This window comes from Kineosporia sp. NBRC 101731 (genome assembly GCF_030269305.1).
In the GTDB taxonomy this organism is placed as follows: domain Bacteria; phylum Actinomycetota; class Actinomycetes; order Actinomycetales; family Kineosporiaceae; genus Kineosporia.
The window spans coordinates 96,703-114,662 of record NZ_BSTC01000003.1 but is presented as its reverse complement, the minus strand read 5'-3'; the positions used below and the strand labels follow the sequence as shown (position 1 = coordinate 114,662).

Annotated in this window: 16 protein-coding genes; 6 read left to right on the top strand and 10 right to left on the bottom strand. The window is 69.0% G+C overall.

Features of this window, described 5'->3' with window-relative positions; translation table 11 throughout:
• Nucleotides 1-66 precede the first annotated feature (66 nt).
• A complete protein-coding gene (locus tag QSK05_RS10820) occupies nucleotides 67-3,762 on the top strand; it encodes a serine/threonine-protein kinase (protein WP_285596709.1) in 3,696 nt (1,231 codons plus the stop codon).
• A gap of 6 nt (nucleotides 3,763-3,768) precedes the next feature.
• Here the strand turns inward: QSK05_RS10820 and QSK05_RS10815 are convergent, their stop codons facing one another.
• The 4 genes from QSK05_RS10815 to QSK05_RS10800 form a co-directional block, all read right to left on the bottom strand.
• On the bottom strand, nucleotides 3,769-4,731 hold the full coding sequence (locus QSK05_RS10815) for a universal stress protein (RefSeq protein ID WP_285596708.1): 963 nt from the start codon (nucleotides 4,729-4,731) through the stop codon (nucleotides 3,769-3,771).
• A 108-nt stretch (nucleotides 4,732-4,839) separates the two neighbouring features.
• The gene (locus QSK05_RS10810) at nucleotides 4,840-5,274 is read right to left on the bottom strand and encodes a universal stress protein (protein WP_285596707.1); all 435 of its coding nucleotides are present in this window, start codon (nucleotides 5,272-5,274) and stop codon (nucleotides 4,840-4,842) included.
• Nucleotides 5,275-5,529: 255 nt separating this feature from the next.
• Nucleotides 5,530-5,760 carry a DUF6458 family protein gene (locus QSK05_RS10805; RefSeq protein WP_285596705.1) on the bottom strand — a complete coding sequence of 77 codons (231 nt, stop codon included), beginning with the start codon at nucleotides 5,758-5,760 and terminating at the stop codon, nucleotides 5,530-5,532.
• 151 nt (nucleotides 5,761-5,911) lie between these two features.
• Nucleotides 5,912-6,661 (bottom strand): SDR family NAD(P)-dependent oxidoreductase, encoded by a 750-nt coding sequence (locus QSK05_RS10800; protein ID WP_285596703.1) that lies wholly within the window; start codon nucleotides 6,659-6,661, stop codon nucleotides 5,912-5,914.
• Between the two features lie 99 nt (nucleotides 6,662-6,760).
• On the opposite strand from QSK05_RS10800, the gene QSK05_RS10795 reads away from it, so the two are divergent.
• Together QSK05_RS10795 and QSK05_RS10790 are read left to right on the top strand one after the other, a co-directional pair.
• The gene (locus QSK05_RS10795) at nucleotides 6,761-7,357 is read left to right on the top strand and encodes a TetR/AcrR family transcriptional regulator (RefSeq protein WP_285596701.1); all 597 of its coding nucleotides are present in this window, start codon (nucleotides 6,761-6,763) and stop codon (nucleotides 7,355-7,357) included.
• Between the two features lie 119 nt (nucleotides 7,358-7,476).
• Complete coding sequence (locus QSK05_RS10790; RefSeq protein WP_285596699.1) at nucleotides 7,477-8,247, top strand: alpha/beta fold hydrolase; 771 nt, start codon at nucleotides 7,477-7,479, stop codon at nucleotides 8,245-8,247.
• On the opposite strand, the gene QSK05_RS10785 is transcribed toward QSK05_RS10790, so the two are convergent.
• From QSK05_RS10785 to QSK05_RS10770, 4 genes are all read right to left on the bottom strand, one after another.
• Nucleotides 8,231-8,491, bottom strand: coding sequence for an NAD(P)-dependent oxidoreductase (locus QSK05_RS10785; RefSeq protein ID WP_285596697.1), 261 nt, complete (start codon nucleotides 8,489-8,491; stop codon nucleotides 8,231-8,233). The genes QSK05_RS10790 and QSK05_RS10785 overlap by 17 nt on opposite strands.
• Before the next feature lie 23 nt (nucleotides 8,492-8,514).
• Nucleotides 8,515-8,796, bottom strand: a complete 282-nt coding sequence (locus QSK05_RS10780; protein WP_285596695.1) for a hypothetical protein — start codon at nucleotides 8,794-8,796, stop codon at nucleotides 8,515-8,517.
• Nucleotides 8,793-9,572 (bottom strand): isocitrate lyase/PEP mutase family protein, encoded by a 780-nt coding sequence (locus QSK05_RS10775; protein ID WP_285596693.1) that lies wholly within the window; start codon nucleotides 9,570-9,572, stop codon nucleotides 8,793-8,795. The genes QSK05_RS10780 and QSK05_RS10775 overlap by 4 nt, the downstream gene beginning before the upstream one ends.
• Before the next feature lie 409 nt (nucleotides 9,573-9,981).
• On the bottom strand, nucleotides 9,982-10,461 hold the full coding sequence (locus tag QSK05_RS10770; RefSeq protein WP_285596691.1) for a flavodoxin family protein: 480 nt from the start codon (nucleotides 10,459-10,461) through the stop codon (nucleotides 9,982-9,984).
• Between the two features lie 261 nt (nucleotides 10,462-10,722).
• On the opposite strand from QSK05_RS10770, the gene QSK05_RS10765 reads away from it, so the two are divergent.
• Nucleotides 10,723-12,342 carry an FGGY-family carbohydrate kinase gene (locus QSK05_RS10765; RefSeq protein WP_285596689.1) on the top strand — a complete coding sequence of 540 codons (1,620 nt, stop codon included), beginning with the start codon at nucleotides 10,723-10,725 and terminating at the stop codon, nucleotides 12,340-12,342.
• A 985-nt stretch (nucleotides 12,343-13,327) separates the two neighbouring features.
• Complete coding sequence (locus QSK05_RS10760; protein WP_285596686.1) at nucleotides 13,328-13,573, top strand: hypothetical protein; 246 nt, start codon at nucleotides 13,328-13,330, stop codon at nucleotides 13,571-13,573.
• Nucleotides 13,574-13,881: 308 nt separating this feature from the next.
• On the opposite strand, the gene QSK05_RS10755 is transcribed toward QSK05_RS10760, so the two are convergent.
• Complete coding sequence (locus QSK05_RS10755) at nucleotides 13,882-15,735, bottom strand: HNH endonuclease signature motif containing protein (protein WP_285596684.1); 1,854 nt, start codon at nucleotides 15,733-15,735, stop codon at nucleotides 13,882-13,884.
• A 935-nt stretch (nucleotides 15,736-16,670) separates the two neighbouring features.
• Here QSK05_RS10755 and QSK05_RS10750 point away from each other — a divergent pair.
• On the top strand, nucleotides 16,671-17,249 hold the full coding sequence (locus tag QSK05_RS10750; protein WP_285596683.1) for a hypothetical protein: 579 nt from the start codon (nucleotides 16,671-16,673) through the stop codon (nucleotides 17,247-17,249).
• A gap of 96 nt (nucleotides 17,250-17,345) precedes the next feature.
• Here QSK05_RS10750 and QSK05_RS10745 read toward each other — a convergent pair whose 3' ends face one another.
• Nucleotides 17,346-17,897, bottom strand: coding sequence for a TetR/AcrR family transcriptional regulator (locus QSK05_RS10745; RefSeq protein ID WP_285596681.1), 552 nt, complete (start codon nucleotides 17,895-17,897; stop codon nucleotides 17,346-17,348).
• Nucleotides 17,898-17,960: the final 63 nt, after the last annotated feature.

Genomic DNA, 17,960 nt, shown 5'->3' with positions numbered 1-17,960 from the left:
CGAGCGGTGACTTGAGTCTACTTTGCGTTATTGCGGACGGAAGGAGCGCGGGGTGACGACCGCGTCATGACCACGTCTGGCTATCCACCTCAGATTCCCGGCGCCGACCATCTTCTCGCCGGTAGGTACCGTCTCGGTTACCTGATCGGCCGCGGCGGTATGGGTGCGGTGTGGCGGGGTCGCGACGAGATGCTCAACCGCGACGTCGCGATCAAGGAGCTGCAGCCCGCTCCCGGTGTCACCCACGCCCAGCGTGAGGAACTGACGCTGTGGATGCTGCGGGAGGCCCGCGCCGCCGGGCGTATCAACCACCCCTCGGCCGTCACCGTCTTCGACGTCTTCCAGGCCGACGGGCGTCCGTGGATCGTCATGGAACTGCTCGACGGCCGGTCCCTGAGCGAGGTCCTCGCCGACGAGGAGCCCCTGCCCCTCTCCACGATCATCGGCATCGCCGTCGACCTCATCGATGCTCTCCGGGCGGCCCACCGCGCCGGGGTACTGCACCGCGACGTCAAGCCCGCGAACGTGATGCTGACGCGCAGCGGCCGCGCCGTGCTCACCGACTTCGGCATCGCCAGCATGAGCGACGAGACCACGCTCTCCACCACTGGTATCGCCGTCGGCTCGCCGAGCTACATGTCCCCCGAGCGGGCCCGCGGCGACCGTCCCAGCCCGAAGTGCGACCTGTGGTCGCTCGGCGCCACGCTGTTCGCGGCCACCGAGGGCGCGCCCCCGTTCCGCCGCCAGACCCAGCTGCTCACCCTGACGGCCATCGTCAACGAGACCGCCCCGCCCGCCGTTCACGCCGGCCCCCTGGCCCCCGCCATCGCGGCGATGCTGACCAAAGACCCGTACGCCCGGCCCAACCTGCAGCACACCCGGGCCATGCTGCGTCAGGCCAAGTTCGAGCTCGAACAGCAGATGGCCGACGACAGCTCCCGCGACGAGCCCACCGCCATCATCCTGCCCACCGGCGTCCCGGCCGGGAACAACGCCGCCCTCGACGCAGAACTGTCCCGCACCACGATCGACCCGGGGTTCGTGCCCGACGACGGGGAGCGCGAAGACGCGGCAGTGGAGGCCCCCGGCCCCGCGAGCAACCAGCCCGCCGCACCCGGGCCCAAGCCTGCCCCCGCCGACCCCCGGGCCGAAGCCGCCAGCCCCTCCGCCCTGCCGGCAGAAGAGCTCTCGGCCAGGGAGGACGAAGACCCCAACTCCCCGGGCACATCCGACCAGGCCACGTCCGAACAGGCCACGTCCGATGGCAGTGCCGCCCCCGAAGACATCGCTCCCGGCACGCCCGTCGACGAGGTAGCCACCGAGACGGAGTCGGCCGAGGACAACGCGGCCGAGGGACGGGCCGCCGCCCCCGCGCCAGACTCCACCCCGCGCGAAACCCCGGCGCCGGGCGCTGCGATCCCTCAGGACGTCACGCCCACCGCAGACACACCCGAAGACGAGACAGCGGCCGACCAGGCCGCCGGCATGGCCACGGCCTCGGCCCTCGCGAGCGGCGCCGCAGCAACCCCGGCGTCGGCAGCCTCCCCAACGACGACGGCCACCCCCGGGGCGAGCGCCCCCGCCACCTCTGCTCCCGGCACGAACATCCCGGCCGATCAGAGCAACAGCAAGACGCCGGACCGGTCCGGCACCACCGGCACCACCGGCAATCCCGGGTCCCCGGCAACGACCGAACCCGAGATCTCCCGAACCGAGCCGAAACCCACCCCGACCGACGCTGCGGCGGCGACGACAACGGCAACGACAACGGCGGCCGACACTGCCACCCCGGACGTTGCCGAAGCCCGCACCGGTGCTGACGAACCCACCCGTTCTGAGGTCGGCACCAGCTCCACAGCTGACACCGACCCCGAACCGGTCGCCGCTGCCGGTAGTGGCATCACTCCTGAAACCACCACCGGTCCGGAAGGTGGCACCGCATCTGAACCGGGTACCGCACCGGAGACCAACACCATTTCCGAAGCCGAGGCCGAAGGTAGCCTCGCTGCCGCAGCTGCCCCCGGCACCGGTTACGCAACGGACACCGCCTCCGCAGCAGACACACACGCCGAGGCCGCCTTCACGGCGGACACTGCCTCCGACGCAGGCACCACATCCAAGACCGGCGAGATCCCCGACGCCGACACCAGCGCCAAGACCGACACCAGCACGAGCACCAGCACGAACGCCGCCTCGGGAACCGACCCGGCGTCCCCGCCTGATGCCGGCCGCACGACCGGCACCGGTTCCCGAACTGACACCGCTGCCGGAACTAGCACCACTCCTGGAACCAGCACCACTGAAGCCGGCACCACTGAAGCCGGCACCGCGGCTCTCACCGGCACCGTTGCTCAGACCAGCTCCACCGCTGACACCAGCTCCACCGCTGGCACCGACTCTGCTGGAACGGGCGCCGCTGTTGCTCAGGCCGTCACCTCTGTTGCAACTGGCACCGCTGCCGGCAACGACGACGCTCCTGCGATCGGCACTGCCGGTGAAACCGCCACCGGTTCTGCGACCGGAACTGGCGCCCCGGCCGAGAACGGCGACGGCTCTGGCACCGGCATCACCCCGGACGCTCCCGCCGACTCCGACACCGCTCCGGACCCGGCGGCCGAGGACGCGCCGAGCACGCCGACGCCCTCCCACACCGGTGACGTCTCCCCCGCGCCCGCCGTACCCCCGCCGAGTGCACCCGACCTCACCCATCCCGCAGATCTCGGTCTCCCCGCGGCCCTCGGACTGACTCCGGTCCCGCCACAACCGGCAACCCCCGCAGACCCGGTGGACCCGACGGACCGACTGCCGCAGGAAGCTGCGGAAGCCGAACCCGTCCAGGCGGCCCAGTCGTCCCGGGCAGCATCAGATACCGGTCCGGCCCAGGTCCAGGCCCCGGCCCAGGCCCCGGCCGCCCAGCAGACTCCTGCCCCTGCCCCGCAGGCCCAGCAGACCTCAGTCCCACTGGTCACCTCTGCCACGCACGTCCCGCCGTCGCCCCTGGTCAGCAACGATCCCGCCTCGAAACCGGCCGCCCAGCGTTCTTTCCCGCCGCGTCGGGCCCTGATCGCCCTGCTGCTGGCCGTCATCGTCGTCCTGGCGACCGTTGCCACGCTCCGCCTGGGTGGGGACGATAAAGAGGGAACCACGTCGTCCACCGGTGCCACCAGCCCCGCAGCGACGGCGAGTGCCGCGCCGACCACGACGTCCGAAAGCTCCCCGACGGCCACCACCCCCGAGGCAACCACCAAGACGTCGGACGATGACGGCGGCGGCGAGGAGAAGAGCGGCTCCGACGACAGTCCCGAGAAGAACGATTCCCCGGCGATCCCGTCCGGTTCCAGCCTGCGCAAGGACAAGACCGGCTTCAGCGTTGCGATCCCGAAGAGCTGGGTGCGCTCGACGAAGAACACCAGCGTGTATTTCAAGGACCCGAAGAGCGGGGCGTTCCTCCAGGTCGACACCACGACGCAGCCGAAGGCCGACGCCTACACGGACTGGAAGGCGCGGGAGCCCTCGGCCGACCAGCTCTACAGCGGCTACAAGCTGATCAGCCTCGAGCGGGTGAAGTACCGCGACTGGAACGCCGCCGACTGGGAGTACACCTGGCAGCCCTCCAGTGGCAAGCGGCACGTGATCAACCGGAACATCCGGGTCAGCAACCACCGGGCGTACGCCCTGGTCTGGACCACCCCGGCCGACGACTGGACGTCGATGAAAGACGACTTCCAGGTCATGACCGAGACTTTCACGTCTGCCGACTGACACACCTCAGGAACGCCGCCCGCGCCGGGTCTCGTGCCCGATCAGGGGCCCGGCCGGATGATGATCGGCCGGGAGCAGCAGCACCGGGCACATCAGCCGGTCCAGCAGATCACCGACCAGGTCGTTCATCGTTCCCGCCCGGTTGCCCAGCACCACCAGCCCGGCCTGGGCCGCCCGTTCGCGGATCGCGGCGCCGGCCGGCTCCCGGGCCAGGGTGACGCTCCAGGGGGCGCCGGCGTCCAGACCCGCCTGCTCGATCGAGGACATCATCTGGTCGGAGGCGCGACGCATGGCGTGGGAACGCCTTTCACCGGGCATCAGGTCGAAGGCGTGCAGCAGATGCAGGGACCGGCCGCGGCGCTGACGTTCCTCCTCGGCGTGGCGGATCACCTCGACCCCGCGTCGTCCACCCGGTACGGCGGCCAGAACCGGCCCCCGGTCGTCGATCTCGGGCTCACGGACGGGCTGGCGGGCCCGGTTTCCGGTTCGGCGGGTGGGCACGATCATGGTCGGGCAGCAGGCGGCCTCCATCAGGAGATGGCTGGTCGAGTCGCTCTCGTGCAGGTGCCCACCGAAGCGGTCGGCCCCGCCGAGGACCAGGAGCGACGCCCCGGTCGCCGACCGACCGAAACGACTCATGTCGTCCAGGGTCAGATAGGCCGTCGATACCGGCAGATCGTCGTGACGGGCCCGCGCCGCCCGGCCGGCCGCGCGCAGACTACGACGTGTCTCCGTCTCCGACCAGGTCGGGCCGAGCGCGTCCCATCCCGTGCGGGCCCTGGGGACCGCCACGTTCAGGTCCGGTCTCGACACCGTCACGATGAACAGTGGCTCCCGGCGCAGGTGCGCCTCGTCGGCGGCGACTCTCAGCGGCCGCGGATCGTCCCACCCGGCGTCAAAACCCAGTATCACGCCGGATGACACGCCGATGAGATCGTCCGGACCCGTGCGCCCGACGTTCCCGGTCATCGTGCACCCCCTCGGGACTGTTCGTCTCACGACACTGACGCAGCACGTCCTGTGCCGTCAGAGCTGAAGGTCCCTTCCGGACAACGCCGAAAGGTCCCTGACTTCTCGTCAGTCATCGAAACAGGCGGTCGGCATAGGAATCACGAGCACCGGCCGACCCGCATTCCTCAACAGGCGCACGGGGACATCCCCGAGCACCTCACCGCCCGCTGTCCGCGCGCCCCGGGCACCGACCACGATGACGTCGGCGTCGACCTCGTCGGCGACCTCGGCAATGGCGAACGCGGGACCACCGTGGAACGCCGTCGGGGTCTCCATCCGGGTCTTCACCCCCTCGGCCAGCAGCTTCGACACGCTCTGACCCAGACGTTCGCGCAGGTCCAGGTCGTCGGCCGTCACCAGGGGCCGGCCGTTCACCGACCGCGCCACGTGCACCACCGTCAGCTCGTGCCCGAGCTCCCGATTGACCATGGCCCGGGCAACCCCGAAAGCGTCATCGGAACAAGGGGACCCGTCGACCGCCACCAGAACGCGTTCAAACATGACTTTCTCCTCCGGGAAGGGGGCCGGAATTCGTATATCCCCACCGTCCGCCCGTTCCGCGACACAGCACAGGTGCGAAGGTCCCCCGCCTGCCGGGCCGACCGAACATTTCCCGGCACGTGATCAGGAACTCAGATGCTGCCACGCCGACGGAACTGGTCGGTGACGAGTTCGGCTTCCCCTCCGAGACGGCAAACCGGAACCAGCCCATGGTGGACGCAGCGAGCGTCCACCATGGGCTGGTTCCGGTTGGTCTCAGAGCGGGGGCGGCGGGGTGTTGCCGGTGTTGCGGCGCTCCACCACCTCGGTGTGCGTGGTGTTGCGGCGCTGGTTGTTGAGCACCAGCGACAGGATGATCGCGAGCACACCGCCGGCGATGAGGATGTAGCCGATCGCCGTCAGGTCGAGGCCGTCCACACGGTCACTGACACCGAACGACAGGATGCCGCCGACGACCAGGAGTGCGATTCCGCCACCTACGTACATGAAGAGTCTCCCTCAGTGCGGTCCCGCGACGACCTGGGACTCCGTGTCGGATCTGCTCATCACCGGAGGAATCCGGCGTAACGCTCAGACCGAGTCTTCAGCAACCTCGCAGCCCCGCAAGTCGGCAGACCTCACATCCCGGTCCTGATCCTCAGACGCTCGTGTATCCGCCGTCGATGAACCACTCGGCGCCGTTGACGTACGCGGCGGTGTCCGAGGCCAGGAGCAGCGCCGCCGACGCGACCTCGTCCGGCTCCCCGAGCCGCCCTGCCGGCAGCACGTTCTCGAACATCTTGACGAAGGCCTCCTGCTCCCCCTCGGCCGCGACGCCGAGCAGCCCGGGCGTGCGGGTCGGCCCCGGGCTCAGCACGTTGACCCGGAAGCCGTTCTCCCGCGCATTGAGCGTCCAGCTGCGGGCGAAGTTGCGCACCGCCGCCTTGGTCGCGCCGTAGACCTCCAGGCCCCGGTCGGGACGCCTCGAGGTGCTCGACCCGATGATGATCACCGAAGCCCCCTGCGACAGAAGCGGCATCGCCTTCTGCACGCCGAACACCACGCCCTTCACGTTGATGGCGAACATGCTGTCGAACTGCTCTTCGGTGATGTCCCCGAGCACGGCCGGCGCCGCACCGCCCGCGTTGGCCACCAGCACGTCGATCCGGCCCGCCTGTTGCGTGACCACCTCGTAGAGAGCGTCGATCTCGGCCAGGTCCCCGACGTCGCACCGCACCCCGATCGCCTGCGGCCCGAGCTCCGCGGCCGCCGCGTCGAGCTGGGCCTGACGGCGGCCGGTGACGAAGACCTGCGCCCCCTCGGCGACGAACCTCCGGGCGATGGCCAGCCCGATCCCGCTCGTCCCACCGGTGACCACGGCCACCTTGCCGTCCAGAAGTCCACTCATCGCCTGATCACTCACTCTCACCGAAACCCGTTCTGGAATGAAGCGTCCACAACGTATGAGCTTTTGGACGATGTAGTCAAGAACGCTTAGACTGCGGGAGTGGTGAGGCCGAGAAAGTTCGACGAGGAACGCGTGCTCAACGCCGCACGCGACCAGTTCTGGGCGACCGGTTTCGCCGGGACCAGCATGGATGCGATCGCAGCAGCCACCGGCCTGGGCAAGGGCAGCCTGTACGGGGCGTTCGGCGGCAAGCGCGAGCTCTTCCACCGGGTGTTCGACGATCACTGCAACGCCACGATCGGCTCGGCGAACCGCCAGCTGGGCGGTGAGGACGACGAGCGGGCCTTCGAACGCCTCACCAGTTATCTGATGAACCACGCGACCGCCTGCGCCGAGCCCAGCCGTCGCGGCTGCCTGCTGGCCAAGACCACGGCCGAGCTGACCCAGCACGACGAGGTGGTCGCGGCCCGCTCCCTGAAGACCTTCGACAGCGTCCAGCAGATCCTGGCCGCCGACCTCGAAGCCTGCCAGCGCCATGGTGACGTCGACCCCGCGGCGAACGCGCAGCAACTGGCCGCTCTGCTCCTGACCGTGCACCGCGGCATCGAGGCCCTCGGCAAGGCCGGCACCGATGAGAGCACCCTGCGGCAGATCACGCAGACGGCCCTGGACACTCTCCCACGCCCGCCCCGGTAACCCTCCGCTGCCCCATCGGGCAGACCTTGTGTGCAGGCGCACGATAACCGTTGCGCAGCAGACCGTTAAGCCTGGCCCCGATCGAATGAACGGCGCCGGAGGCCGGATACGGTCGGCGGATGGAAATGATCCTCATCAGCGGATACGGCCTGACCGCGGCCTCGTGGGGACCGCTCCTCGCCATCTGGGGCGAGCCCGCCCCCACCGCCGTGGCCGTGGAACTGCCCGGTCACGGTAGCCGGGTGATCTCGGAGAGCGAAGACCCGGCCGACCCGCGGGTGTGGGTGGAGGGTCTGGACCGCGCGCTCGGCGAGGCGACGGAGCCGGTGCTGGTGATCGCGTTCTCGATGAGTACGGCCGCGCTCGCCCACCGCCTGGCGGCCTCCGGCACCCGGGGCATCGCCGGGTGCGTGCTGCTGGGCGGGGTGCCGGGTCCGGAGCAGTTCTCCCGGGAGTACCAGTCGCTGGCCGCCGGGATCCTCACCGGCCGGGCCGACGCCGACGCGAGCCTCGTGGAGCTGTACGCCACCGGCCCGACCGCGCGCTCCCTGGTGGCGGCCGACCTGGCGCGCCTGGGGTTGCCCGCCCGCCAGGCCGCCGCGGACCTGCCGCCCTCACCGTCGATGAGCATCAGCGTCCCCACGCTCGTGATCTACGGTGCGGACGACGCGGTGACGCGACCGCCGACCCGCCAGCGCCTCACCTCCCTGGGCGCCGACGTGGAGCTGGCCATGATCTCCGGCGCCGGGCACGCGGTGCACCTGGACGCCCCCGACACCGTCGCGAAAACTATTCAGCGCTGGCTCTCTTCGTCCGGACTCGCCAGAACGCCCAGCCCGCCGGCACCGGCCGAACCGCACCGGGGCCCAGACGTCATCGGACCGCGGTGATCCGGGCGCAGAGGTCGGACACGGCCTGCCGCATCGCCGACCAGGTCATCCCGGCGACGTGCGGGGACAGGAGGCAGTAGGGGTTGCCGATCAGCGGTGACGCGCGGTCCGGGCCCTCGGTGCGGAACACGTCCACCGCGGCGACGGCAATCGGTGCCCGGGGGTCACGCAACGCCCGGTCCAGAGCGATTTCGTCCACCAGACCGCCCCGTGCCGTGTTCACCAGCACCGAGCCGGGTTTCATGTCGGCCAGAACCTGCTCGTCGATCAGGTCCCGGGTCGAGTCGTCTCCCTGAAGAACGATTCACCGTAGCGGGTGGACGATCTCACCTTGATCGCATCGAACCCCGCGGCATCCGTGATGGCCGTACTGACGGCCTCGGCGTGGGACGGGTCGAACCGATACAGCGGCAGTCCTTCTCGCGGGACATCGACCTCGGCATGCCGAAAGGTGTTGACGTGCACCTCCCAGCCCCGCTCCCGGTAAGCAGTCACTTCTTCCCGCAGCAGATGGGCCTGGGCCGGTTCGACGAGCAGGATCCTCCTCACGCGAACTCGACCGTGCCCTGCTCCAGCAGTTCCCGGGCGGCGGCTAACGCCCGGGCGTAGGCGACGCGGGCCAGCCGTGACCCGATACTCACCCGGCGGACACCGCCGGCCGCGAGCGCGTCCACCGAGAACCCGGGAATGGCGAGCACGTTCACCGGCACCGACACCGCGTCCACCACCTTCCGGATCGCCGGGAAATCGGTGAGCCCCGGCGCGTACACCACATCGGCCCCGATCTTCTCGAAGGCCTTCAGCCGGGTGATCGTATCGTCAAGGTCAGGGCGCCCGGCGAAGAAGTTGTCGGCCCGCAGGGTCAGGGTGAACAGGAACGGCAGTTCGCGGGCGGCGGCAACGGCCGCCTCGGCCCGTTCCAGGGCTTCGGGCAGAGGACGGATCGGGTCGTCCGGCCGGCCGGTGGTGTCTTCGATCGAGCACCCGACGGCCCCGACCGCGGCTGCGAGCCGGACCATTTCGGCCACGCTCTCCGGGCTGTCACCGTAACCGCTCTCCAGATCGGCCGTGACCGGCAGCGAGGTGGCGGCCACGATCGAGGCCAGACTCTCCAGCACCTGAACCCGCCTCAAACACCCCTGACCATCCGAAACCCCCTGGGAGAGAGCCAGTCCCCCGCTGGTCGTGGCCAGGGCCCGGAACCCCAGCTGCTCCAGCAGGCGGGCACTGCCCGCGTCCCAGGGATTGGGCATGACGAGGGCCCCCGGGCCGTCGTGCAGCCGCGCGAAGGTCTCGCCGAGGGCCTGTTGGTCGTTCTTCACCATGGGGCCGACCCTCCCACGGCAATGGTTCGGGCTACTGCGAATCATGAGGGCCGGGTCCTCATGACGGCCGATGTCAATGCGGTGGTCGCGGGAATGATGGACGTTGTTCCCGCCGCGGCCGTCACGGTCGCCGATGCGCACGATCGCCTTCACAGCCCGGGACACGGCCGAGGCCTACCGGGTGATCGAGCTGGTCACGGAGCTGGGGCAGATCGAGGCCTCCTGATCCGGGCCCATCCCGTGGCGACCGCCAGGTCAGCACATCCCGTAGACCAGGAACGGATGACACGCGTTGTGTACACCTGGTACATCCGGTACCGGATGTACCAGGTGTACACAACGGTCAGGGTTCGTGGCCCCGCCGATGGCCCGGAGGAACGGTGCGCGATCCGGACTCGTGAACCGGGGATCAGGCGAGGGAGGCGCCGAATTTCTCGGCCCGCTCCAGTTCCCCGTCGACCGGCGGGCCCGCGGCGGCCCCGACCAGGAAGCTGTCGCTGGCAGCCACCGGGACCAGGTTGCGCTGCAGACGCTTGACGATCTTCTTCGCGGCCGAGCCGTTGAGGAAGCTCGTCCCGGTCACGCTGTCGAAGGCCGCGGCCCGGCCGTGGTACTCCGGCATCGCGTCGAGCCACTCGGCCACGCCGGTGCGGACCGGGTTCGCGCCCTGGGTCACCGCGCTGCGCCGGGAGGCCGGGCCGGGCAGACCCCGGCTGTGGGTGGGCGCGCCGACGATCAGCAGGTCGACGCCGTCAAGGGCGTCGGGGCCGGCCTCGGCCGCCGGTGTCACGGTGACGGTGGCCCCGCGTCCGGTCAGTCCGTTGCCGACGGCCTCGGCGAACATCTGGGTGTTGCCGAAGCAGGACTCGATGACGATCAGGACGTTCAACGGGGCTCCTCGGGTCGCGGGCACGGTTCCCACTCTCGTCCTGTCCGGACACATCGGGCAGGTACCAAGGTCCTGGTCCGACCGCAGTTGGTCCCGCGCCCGCCCACCGGCTTTGGCACCCGATGTCCGGATTCGGCATCGCTCCTGAGACTTCACCCGCTCGCAGAGGACGAGACAGGCCGACAGGTGGGTACCGTCTCTGCTGGAGTCCCACGAGCACCCGTGTGACCTGCACCCCCCAAGGACGGAGTACGACCCCCCATGACCACCCGTAAGACTGCGGCGGCCCAAGAGTCCATCGTCGCGGGACGCACCGCGCTGGGCATCGAGTTCGGTTCGACCCGGATCAAGGCCAGCCTGATCGACGATGCGGGCGTCACCCTGGCCACCGGCTCGTCCACCTGGGAGAACCAGCTCGTCGACGGGCTGTGGACATATGCGCTGGAGGCCGTGCACGAGGGAATGCAGGCCGCCTACGCGGAACTGCTCTCCGCGGTCGTGACGCGGTACGAGGTGCAGCCGACGACCTACGGCGCCATCGGCGTCTCGGCGATGATGCACGGCTACCTCGCGTTCGGGGAGGACGACGAGCTGCTGGTGCCGTTCCGCACCTGGCGCAACACCAACACCGGGCCGGCCGCCGAGGTGCTCTCCGGGGCGTTCGGGCTGAACATCCCGCTGCGCTGGTCGGTGGCGCACTTCTACCAGGCCGTGCTCGACCACGAGGCCCACGTGCCGCAGACCCGGCAGCTGACGACGCTCGCCGGTTACGTGCACCGGCTCCTGACCGGCCAGCACGTGCTCGGCGTGGGCGACGCGTCAGGCATGTTCCCGATCGACTCCGCGACCGGTGGCTACGACGCCGCGCTGCTGGAGCGCTTCGACGAGCTGGCCGCGGCCCAGGGCCACACCGGCCACCTGGCCGAGCTGCTGCCGACCGTGCTGTCGGCCGGGGCGGACGCCGGAACCCTCACCGCCCAGGGCGCGGCACTGCTCGACCCGAGCGGCACGCTGCAGCCGGGGATCCTGCTGTGCCCGCCGGAGGGTGACGCCGGCACCGGCATGGTCGCGACCAACTCGGTGCGCCCGCGCACCGGCAACGTCAGCGCCGGCACCAGCATCTTCGCGATGATCGTGCTCGAGAAGCCGCTGCAGAACGCGCACCACGAGATCGACCTGGTCACCACCCCCGACGCCCGCCCGGTCGCGATGGTGCACTGCAACAACGGGTCCAGCGAACTGGGCGCCTGGGTGTCGCTGTTCACCGAGTTCGCCGCCGCCCTGGGTCACACACCCGACCCGGACGCCGTGTTCCAGGCCGTGCTGGGTAAGGCCCTCGACGCGGACACCGACGCCGACGGCCTGCTCGCCTACAACCTGCTCTCCGGGGAACCGATCGCCGGCACGGACGAGGGCCGCCCGCTGTTCGTGCGCACCCCCGGCTCCCGGCTGACCCTGGCCGGCTTCGGGCGCGCCCAGCTGTACGGCGTCTTCGCGACCCTGAGCCTGGGCATGCGGGTGCTGACCGCGGAAGGGGCGACCGTCGACACGATGTTCGCCCACGGCGGCCTGTTCCGCACCGGCGGCGTCGCCCAGAACGCCCTGGCCGCGGCCGTCGGCTCCCCCGTCGCCGTCGGCGAGGGTGCGGGCGAGGGCGGTTCCTGGGGCATCGCTCTCCTGGCCGCCTATGCCGCCGCGGCCCGCGAGACCTCCGTCGCCGAACAGGGCCTCGGAACCTGGCTGAACGACGTGGTCTTCGCCGCCTCGGAAGCACAGGTCGTCGTCCCCACGCCCGAGAGCATCGCGGACTACGCCGCCTTCCTCGAGCGCTGGAACACCGGCCTCGAGGTCGAGCGGGCCGCGATCAGCACGGTCCACTGATCACCTGAGCATCAGCGCCCTGCCCGATCTTCTCGCGGGCAGGGCGCTTTTCGGTTGGCACCACGGTCTGAAGCAAGACGCCCTGGGTGCCGCAAGCCGATGACCCAGTCCGACCTGTCTGGCGGCTTGCGTTAAGTCCGCTGGAGTCTCACATTGACCACAGGTCACATTTCTGTTCGCCGTTATCGGCACGTACTCGGTTCACCTGGCGCCACCCGGTTCTTTGTACCCGCCGCCATCGCGCGGCTGGGCGTGGCCATGACCGGGCTGGCCATGATGTGGTCTGTCCTGGGGTCTTCCAGCTCATGGGGACTGGCGGGCACGGTCACGGGCATCTTCACGGCCGTGGACGCGGTGGTGGGGCCCCAGGTCGCACGGCTGGTTGATCGGCGGGGACAAAAGCCTGTCATCACGGTCACGACAGCAGTCTTCACCGCCTCCACCCTGGGATTCGTCCTGGGCTGCGCGGCCGCCGGGCCGGTATCAATGATGTTCCTGCTGGCCGGTATCGCCGGCGGAACCGCTCCACCCGTCGGTGCGCTCGCGGCCGCCCGGTGGCGTACATCGCTGGGATCGGCCGACGCGCTGAGAACGGCCTTGTCGCTGGAAGGTGTGCTGAACGACTTGGTCTTCCTGATCGGCCCGGTCCTGGTGACCACGCTCGGCGCGATGATCGCCCCATGGTCCGGCCTCGTACTCTCTAACCTCCTGATCGTCGTGGGAATCACTGGGTTGCTGACCGCCCGGTCGAGCGAACCGGCGCCGGATCGCACTTCCCGCGATCACCGCCCGGGCAGACGACTTCTCACCCGTCCCTTCGCCGTCCTGGTCGCCTCCCACCTGGCCCTGGGGTTCTTCTTCGGCGGTATCGGCGTGGCGATCACCGCGTACGCTGTGGCCCACGACGTCCCGGCCCTGACCGGATTGCCTGCTGGCAGTTCTCGCCGGTTGCGACGGTGCGAGCGACGAGGCAGCGAACTGTCTGATGGACGCGATGGCGGCCGGGACGCCCGCCCGGTTGAAGCAGACCTTCCCGACCACCGAGGGTGCGCCCATCACGCAGACCTACCGCACGACGGCCTCCGGGCGGGTCAGAGTGGTCACCGACAGCACTCGGGACCCGCTGGGGTCCGAAGGCATCGTGACGAGAACGTGCATCGGCCCGCAGCGCTCGTTCTTCGTGCTCGAGTTCGAGTCCTGCACCACCCGGCGAACCATTCATCCGCGGTGAAGACTCTTTCCACCTCGTGACAGGCGCCCCGACCGCCCCCACATCAGGGTCGTCGCGTAGTGGCTTCGTTCTGGCCACGGCCTGCATAACGTCATTCGCGCCGTGTGAGGCACACGGACGACGCGAGCAATGTTGGTGTGACCCTGCTGACGATGGCGGGTTACGCAGGGCAGCGAACGGCTGGCGGGTCCTCGCCTTCCTCATTCGTCCGGTAGCTCGTACTGCTGACGCTGATGTCTAGGCAGGGGGTGTCGTCCCGGGGACGGGCGTACGGCATGTCCGGTCCCGGGAGTGTTCCCGATGCCTACTCAGAAGGGCGGCTCACCCCATTTGATTTCGGGGGTAGTTGGTTTCGTTTGGTTGGTGGGGTTGATGCGGTGTAGCTCCTGGATCCATTCCAGTTGGCGGATCCGATCTCGGCCGGCGTGGTCGGGTTCGCCGGGGAGGGGTTCGGGGGTTTGAGTGTGGTGTTGTCCGAGGCGGCTTTGCCATTCGATCGTTCCTGCCGGGTACGGTTCGTCGGGGCGGGTCAGGCGTAGGGTCCAGCCGCCGTGGGTCTTGAGGCGGTGGTGAGCTCGGCAGAGTGGGATGAGGTTGCAGGGGCAGGATTTTCCGCCCTTGGCGAAGGGGATGGCATGGTCGATGTCGCATTGTGCGGCGTCGCGCGTGCAGCCGGGGTGGACGCAGTGCTGGAAGCGGCCCAGGACTTGGTCGATGACGCTCTGGCGGGGCTTGTAGCGAGGTGAGGTTTCGGGGCAGTGGGCCTGGTCGCCGGGGCCGTGGGGCTGCCGGCCGCCAGGCTGAGAGCTGCTGGTCCGGGCACTGTCAGGCTCGGCGCTGCCGGCTTGGGCGCTGCCGGACTGGGCGCGGTGGGGCTGAGGGCCGTCGGCTTGGGTGTTGCCGGACTGGGCACTATCAGGCCCAGGGCCGTCGGCTGGGGTGTTGTCGGCCTGGGGGTGTTTGGTCCCGGTGACCGGGATGACGGTGACGCGGCCTGCCTGGCGGGCTATTTCGCGGGCGAGGTCGGCGGGGACGGCGCCGTGGCGGCGGAGTTCGCCAGGTAGGTCGTTGGTTCCCAGCAGGGTGTCGGCGCTGATGGTAACGACCAGGTAGGGCTTGCGGCCTTGCTGGGTCGGAAGCGCTGGTGGCAGCCACCAGCCCAGGATGTAGGAGCCGGTCGGGGTCGATGATGGTTCGAAGGAGCTGGGACTACTCGATGCCTTCGGCGTCTGGGGGCGTCGTGACGCGCCCGGACGGCTATGCGCGTCCACAGGATGCGGGGGGCCTGACGAGCTCGAAGAGTTCTGGGCGGCTGACGGACTCGAAGGGCTCGGGCTGCCTGACGGGTCAAGGGTCGTGGATGAGCTCTGTGGATCGGACACTGCCGGGGCCGGGGCGTCGGGGTGGTCGCAGGGCACGACACGGCCGCTGAAGGTATCGGTCGCTTCTGACGGCGTCGGGATGAACGGCAGCGGGGTGTGGTGGTGGATGGCGCGGAAAATGGCCACGAACGCGTCGGCCCGGCGTTCCTGGTGGCTGCGGGGGTCGGGGTTCCCGGCCCGACGTGAGTAGTCACGGCAGGCATCGGCCAGGGCGTCCAGGACCGAGTGGATCAGCATCACGTCGTCGGCCTGCAGGACAGCATCGATCCCTCCCATCCCGTCGGTCAGGGGGTAGGCATGGATACAGCGTTCTTTCTTCTTGGCCTCTCGCCGCCGGCGGGCGCCCTCAGGGTCGATCTTCTGGATCGCGCGCCGGGCAGCATCGGTGGCCTGACCGTGGGTCTTGCCCGCCAGCCGCGCCGCCAGGCTCTCCTGCACAGCCTTCCAGGCCGGTGTGCCGGGCTGCAGAGCCTGACGCATCTGTGCCTTCACCGCGACGGCTGTGCGCCAGTCCAGGCTCCCCGCGCGGACCAGGGCCAGGATCGCCGGCAGATCTTCACACAGCTGGATCGAGTCACCGACCCGGTTCATCGCCGTGCCACGACTCAGGCCCAGCGACAGGGCAATCTCACTGCCGGTCAGCTCGATACCGTTGACTGCATCGAAGGAACTGTTCGAGGGCAGAGCTTGCGCTGCCAGACCTGCCGCCCGGGTGAGCCATTCGGCCTGGAGCGCATCAAGGTTGCGTTTGATTCTCTCAGCGGCAGCCACGGCACCCATGCAGTACTTCTCAGAACCGGTTGCCCAGGAACCACTATCGATAGCTTCGAGTAGATCCAGAGCAGACAGACCCGTGAGATCGACATCCGGCCAGGCCGACAGTAAAGCACCTACTCCCATGACCGCGCCCCCGCACTCGTGGTTCGAACAGGTGTCCACAGTCTACGCCAAAAACACGTCGGCAAGACCCACCACAACCCCGAGCGACACCCGGGCAAGCCAGCGGACACGGCAGCCATTGAAAATGAAAGCCGTTATTCTATAAATGCTTTCATTACTGACGAATGATTGTCCTGAGGCCCATGTTCGGAACGGGGAAGAACGGCCACCATCCCCCGTACTCAATCTTGGCATCAGTGCCATCGGGAGAACCGGGCGCCCCACCATGAGGCCGACACCGATGGATAAGGAGCATGAACAGTTGCTACAGAGCGAGCAATATCCAATAGTGCTGCTTTCGCTGGGTTTACGGCTCTCACTGAGGTGACAAGGGCGACGGTCGATCCGGTCGAGGACATGATCGACGCGACACGGAGTCCACGCCGGGCACCGTGACGCACGGGTCACCCCCACCGCCGCCGGGCCGATGGATCCAGGAAGTTCCTCCACGCGATCGACGGCCAGGTTCCCGGTGACCTGGACATCCATCTGCCCGGCTCGAGCGCAGCCACCACCACAGCGTCCAGTTCATCGAAAAAGTATTCACGGCTGTAATATTCGCCTGGAACGACGACCCCGAACTCTTCATCGTGACCACAACCGCCGACACGATCTTCAGCAACGGCAGCTGGAGACCGACGGGAGACCTGTCCCGAGAAAGGACCTTCGCCCCTGGGGGGTGTGGTCCTGGGTAGGCAACCATCACGGTGATGGAAAGGCCCGGCAGACTAGCTTCCCCTCCTGGGAACCCGGGTCGTCTCAGCTCTGGAGGAGCTATGAACCGCAGCGTCGTTGACCGGGTGGTTGCCGGTATCGGTCTTGTTCTGGCCGTGGTTCTGCTAGTTGCTACCGGGCTGCTCTTCTACGCCCACAGCTATGTGCACGGACAGGTGCGCGACCAGCTCGTCGAGCAGAAGATCACCTTCCCGGAAGCCGGCAGCGAATCGATCACCTCGCTGCCCAAGGCCGACCAGTCCGAGGTCAGCCAGTATGCCGGCCAGGACCTGACCACCGGTGCCCAGGCCGAGGTCTTCGCCGATCACTACATCAAGGTCCACCTGGCCAATGTCGCCGACGGCCAGACCTATTCCGAGGTCAGCGCCAAGGCCATGGCGAGCCCCGACGACGAGGCCCTGGCCGGCCAGGTCAACACCCTCTTCAAGGGCGAGACCCTCCGCGGCCTGCTGCTGAACGCCTACGCCTTCGACACGATGGCCACCATCGCCTTCATCGCTGCCTGGGTCTCACTGGGTGGCGCGCTCGTCCTGCTGGCACTGTCGGCCCTCGGGTTCTTGCACTCGCGCCGGGTCACCGCCCCGGCCGTAGCTCCCGAGGCGTCCGTCGCGACCGCCTGACGACGAACCGCACGAACGAAACACACGACGGCAGGCCCCACCGGGCCTGCCGTTCTCGTTGTGCCCCGACACACCCCGAGCGCACGCAGAAAGACGTCAGCCCGGCTGAATCAGCTTCCGAGCCGCCATTCTCAGCGCATCCCGGTACCGGTCGGCGTCCTCGTCACTGATCGGCCGGGCCAGACCGCTGCGGCTCAGGGCCAGGAGCAGGTCCAGGAGTTCTTGCGGCGCAATCCCGGCGCTCACCACGCCCCGGCGCTGGGCGTCGTCGATCGTTGCGACCTTGACCCGGGCTGCGGCAACGACCGCCTCGGCCCGCATGCCCTCGGACGAGCGCTCCAGTTCGTCCCACAGCCCCACCCGCTGCGGCTCCGGGTGGGCGCGGTGCCGGTCCCACAGTCGCACGACGTACTCCGGCAGGTCGTCACCGTCGATGGGGACGGCATCGACGGTCTGCACCACGATCGCGTCGAAGACAGCGTCGAACAGCTGGCTCTTGTTGCCGAAGTACTTGTAGATCATCGCCTTGTTGCTGCCGGAGGCCTCGGCCACCCGGTCGATCCGCGCGCCGGCGATGCCGTAGGCGGAGAACTCGGCAATGGCAGCATCGAGGATGCGTCGCCTCGTGCCCGCAGCGTCCCTCACCATACCGTCCAGAGTAGTAGGTAACTAGTTGGTTGCCAACGCGCCCTCCTCGTCCTATGGTTTACA

What these genes read in the sequence shown, in the direction of transcription:
- QSK05_RS10820 (WP_285596709.1), top strand. Translation starts at nt 67, where the DNA reads ATGACCACGTCTGGCTATCCACCTCAGATTCCCGGCGCCGACCATCTT.
- QSK05_RS10815 (WP_285596708.1), bottom strand. Translation starts at nt 4,731, where the DNA reads ATGACCGGGAACGTCGGGCGCACGGGTCCGGACGATCTCATCGGCGTG.
- QSK05_RS10810 (WP_285596707.1), bottom strand. Translation starts at nt 5,274, where the DNA reads ATGTTTGAACGCGTTCTGGTGGCGGTCGACGGGTCCCCTTGTTCCGAT.
- QSK05_RS10805 (WP_285596705.1), bottom strand. Translation starts at nt 5,760, where the DNA reads ATGTACGTAGGTGGCGGAATCGCACTCCTGGTCGTCGGCGGCATCCTG.
- QSK05_RS10800 (WP_285596703.1), bottom strand. Translation starts at nt 6,661, where the DNA reads ATGAGTGGACTTCTGGACGGCAAGGTGGCCGTGGTCACCGGTGGGACG.
- QSK05_RS10790 (WP_285596699.1), top strand. Translation starts at nt 7,477, where the DNA reads ATGGAAATGATCCTCATCAGCGGATACGGCCTGACCGCGGCCTCGTGG.
- QSK05_RS10785 (WP_285596697.1), bottom strand. Translation starts at nt 8,491, where the DNA reads ATGAAACCCGGCTCGGTGCTGGTGAACACGGCACGGGGCGGTCTGGTG.
- QSK05_RS10775 (WP_285596693.1), bottom strand. Translation starts at nt 9,572, where the DNA reads ATGGTGAAGAACGACCAACAGGCCCTCGGCGAGACCTTCGCGCGGCTG.
- QSK05_RS10765 (WP_285596689.1), top strand. Translation starts at nt 10,723, where the DNA reads ATGACCACCCGTAAGACTGCGGCGGCCCAAGAGTCCATCGTCGCGGGA.
- QSK05_RS10760 (WP_285596686.1), top strand. Translation starts at nt 13,328, where the DNA reads ATGGACGCGATGGCGGCCGGGACGCCCGCCCGGTTGAAGCAGACCTTC.
- QSK05_RS10755 (WP_285596684.1), bottom strand. Translation starts at nt 15,735, where the DNA reads ATGGGTGCCGTGGCTGCCGCTGAGAGAATCAAACGCAACCTTGATGCG.
- QSK05_RS10750 (WP_285596683.1), top strand. Translation starts at nt 16,671, where the DNA reads ATGAACCGCAGCGTCGTTGACCGGGTGGTTGCCGGTATCGGTCTTGTT.
- QSK05_RS10745 (WP_285596681.1), bottom strand. Translation starts at nt 17,897, where the DNA reads ATGGTGAGGGACGCTGCGGGCACGAGGCGACGCATCCTCGATGCTGCC.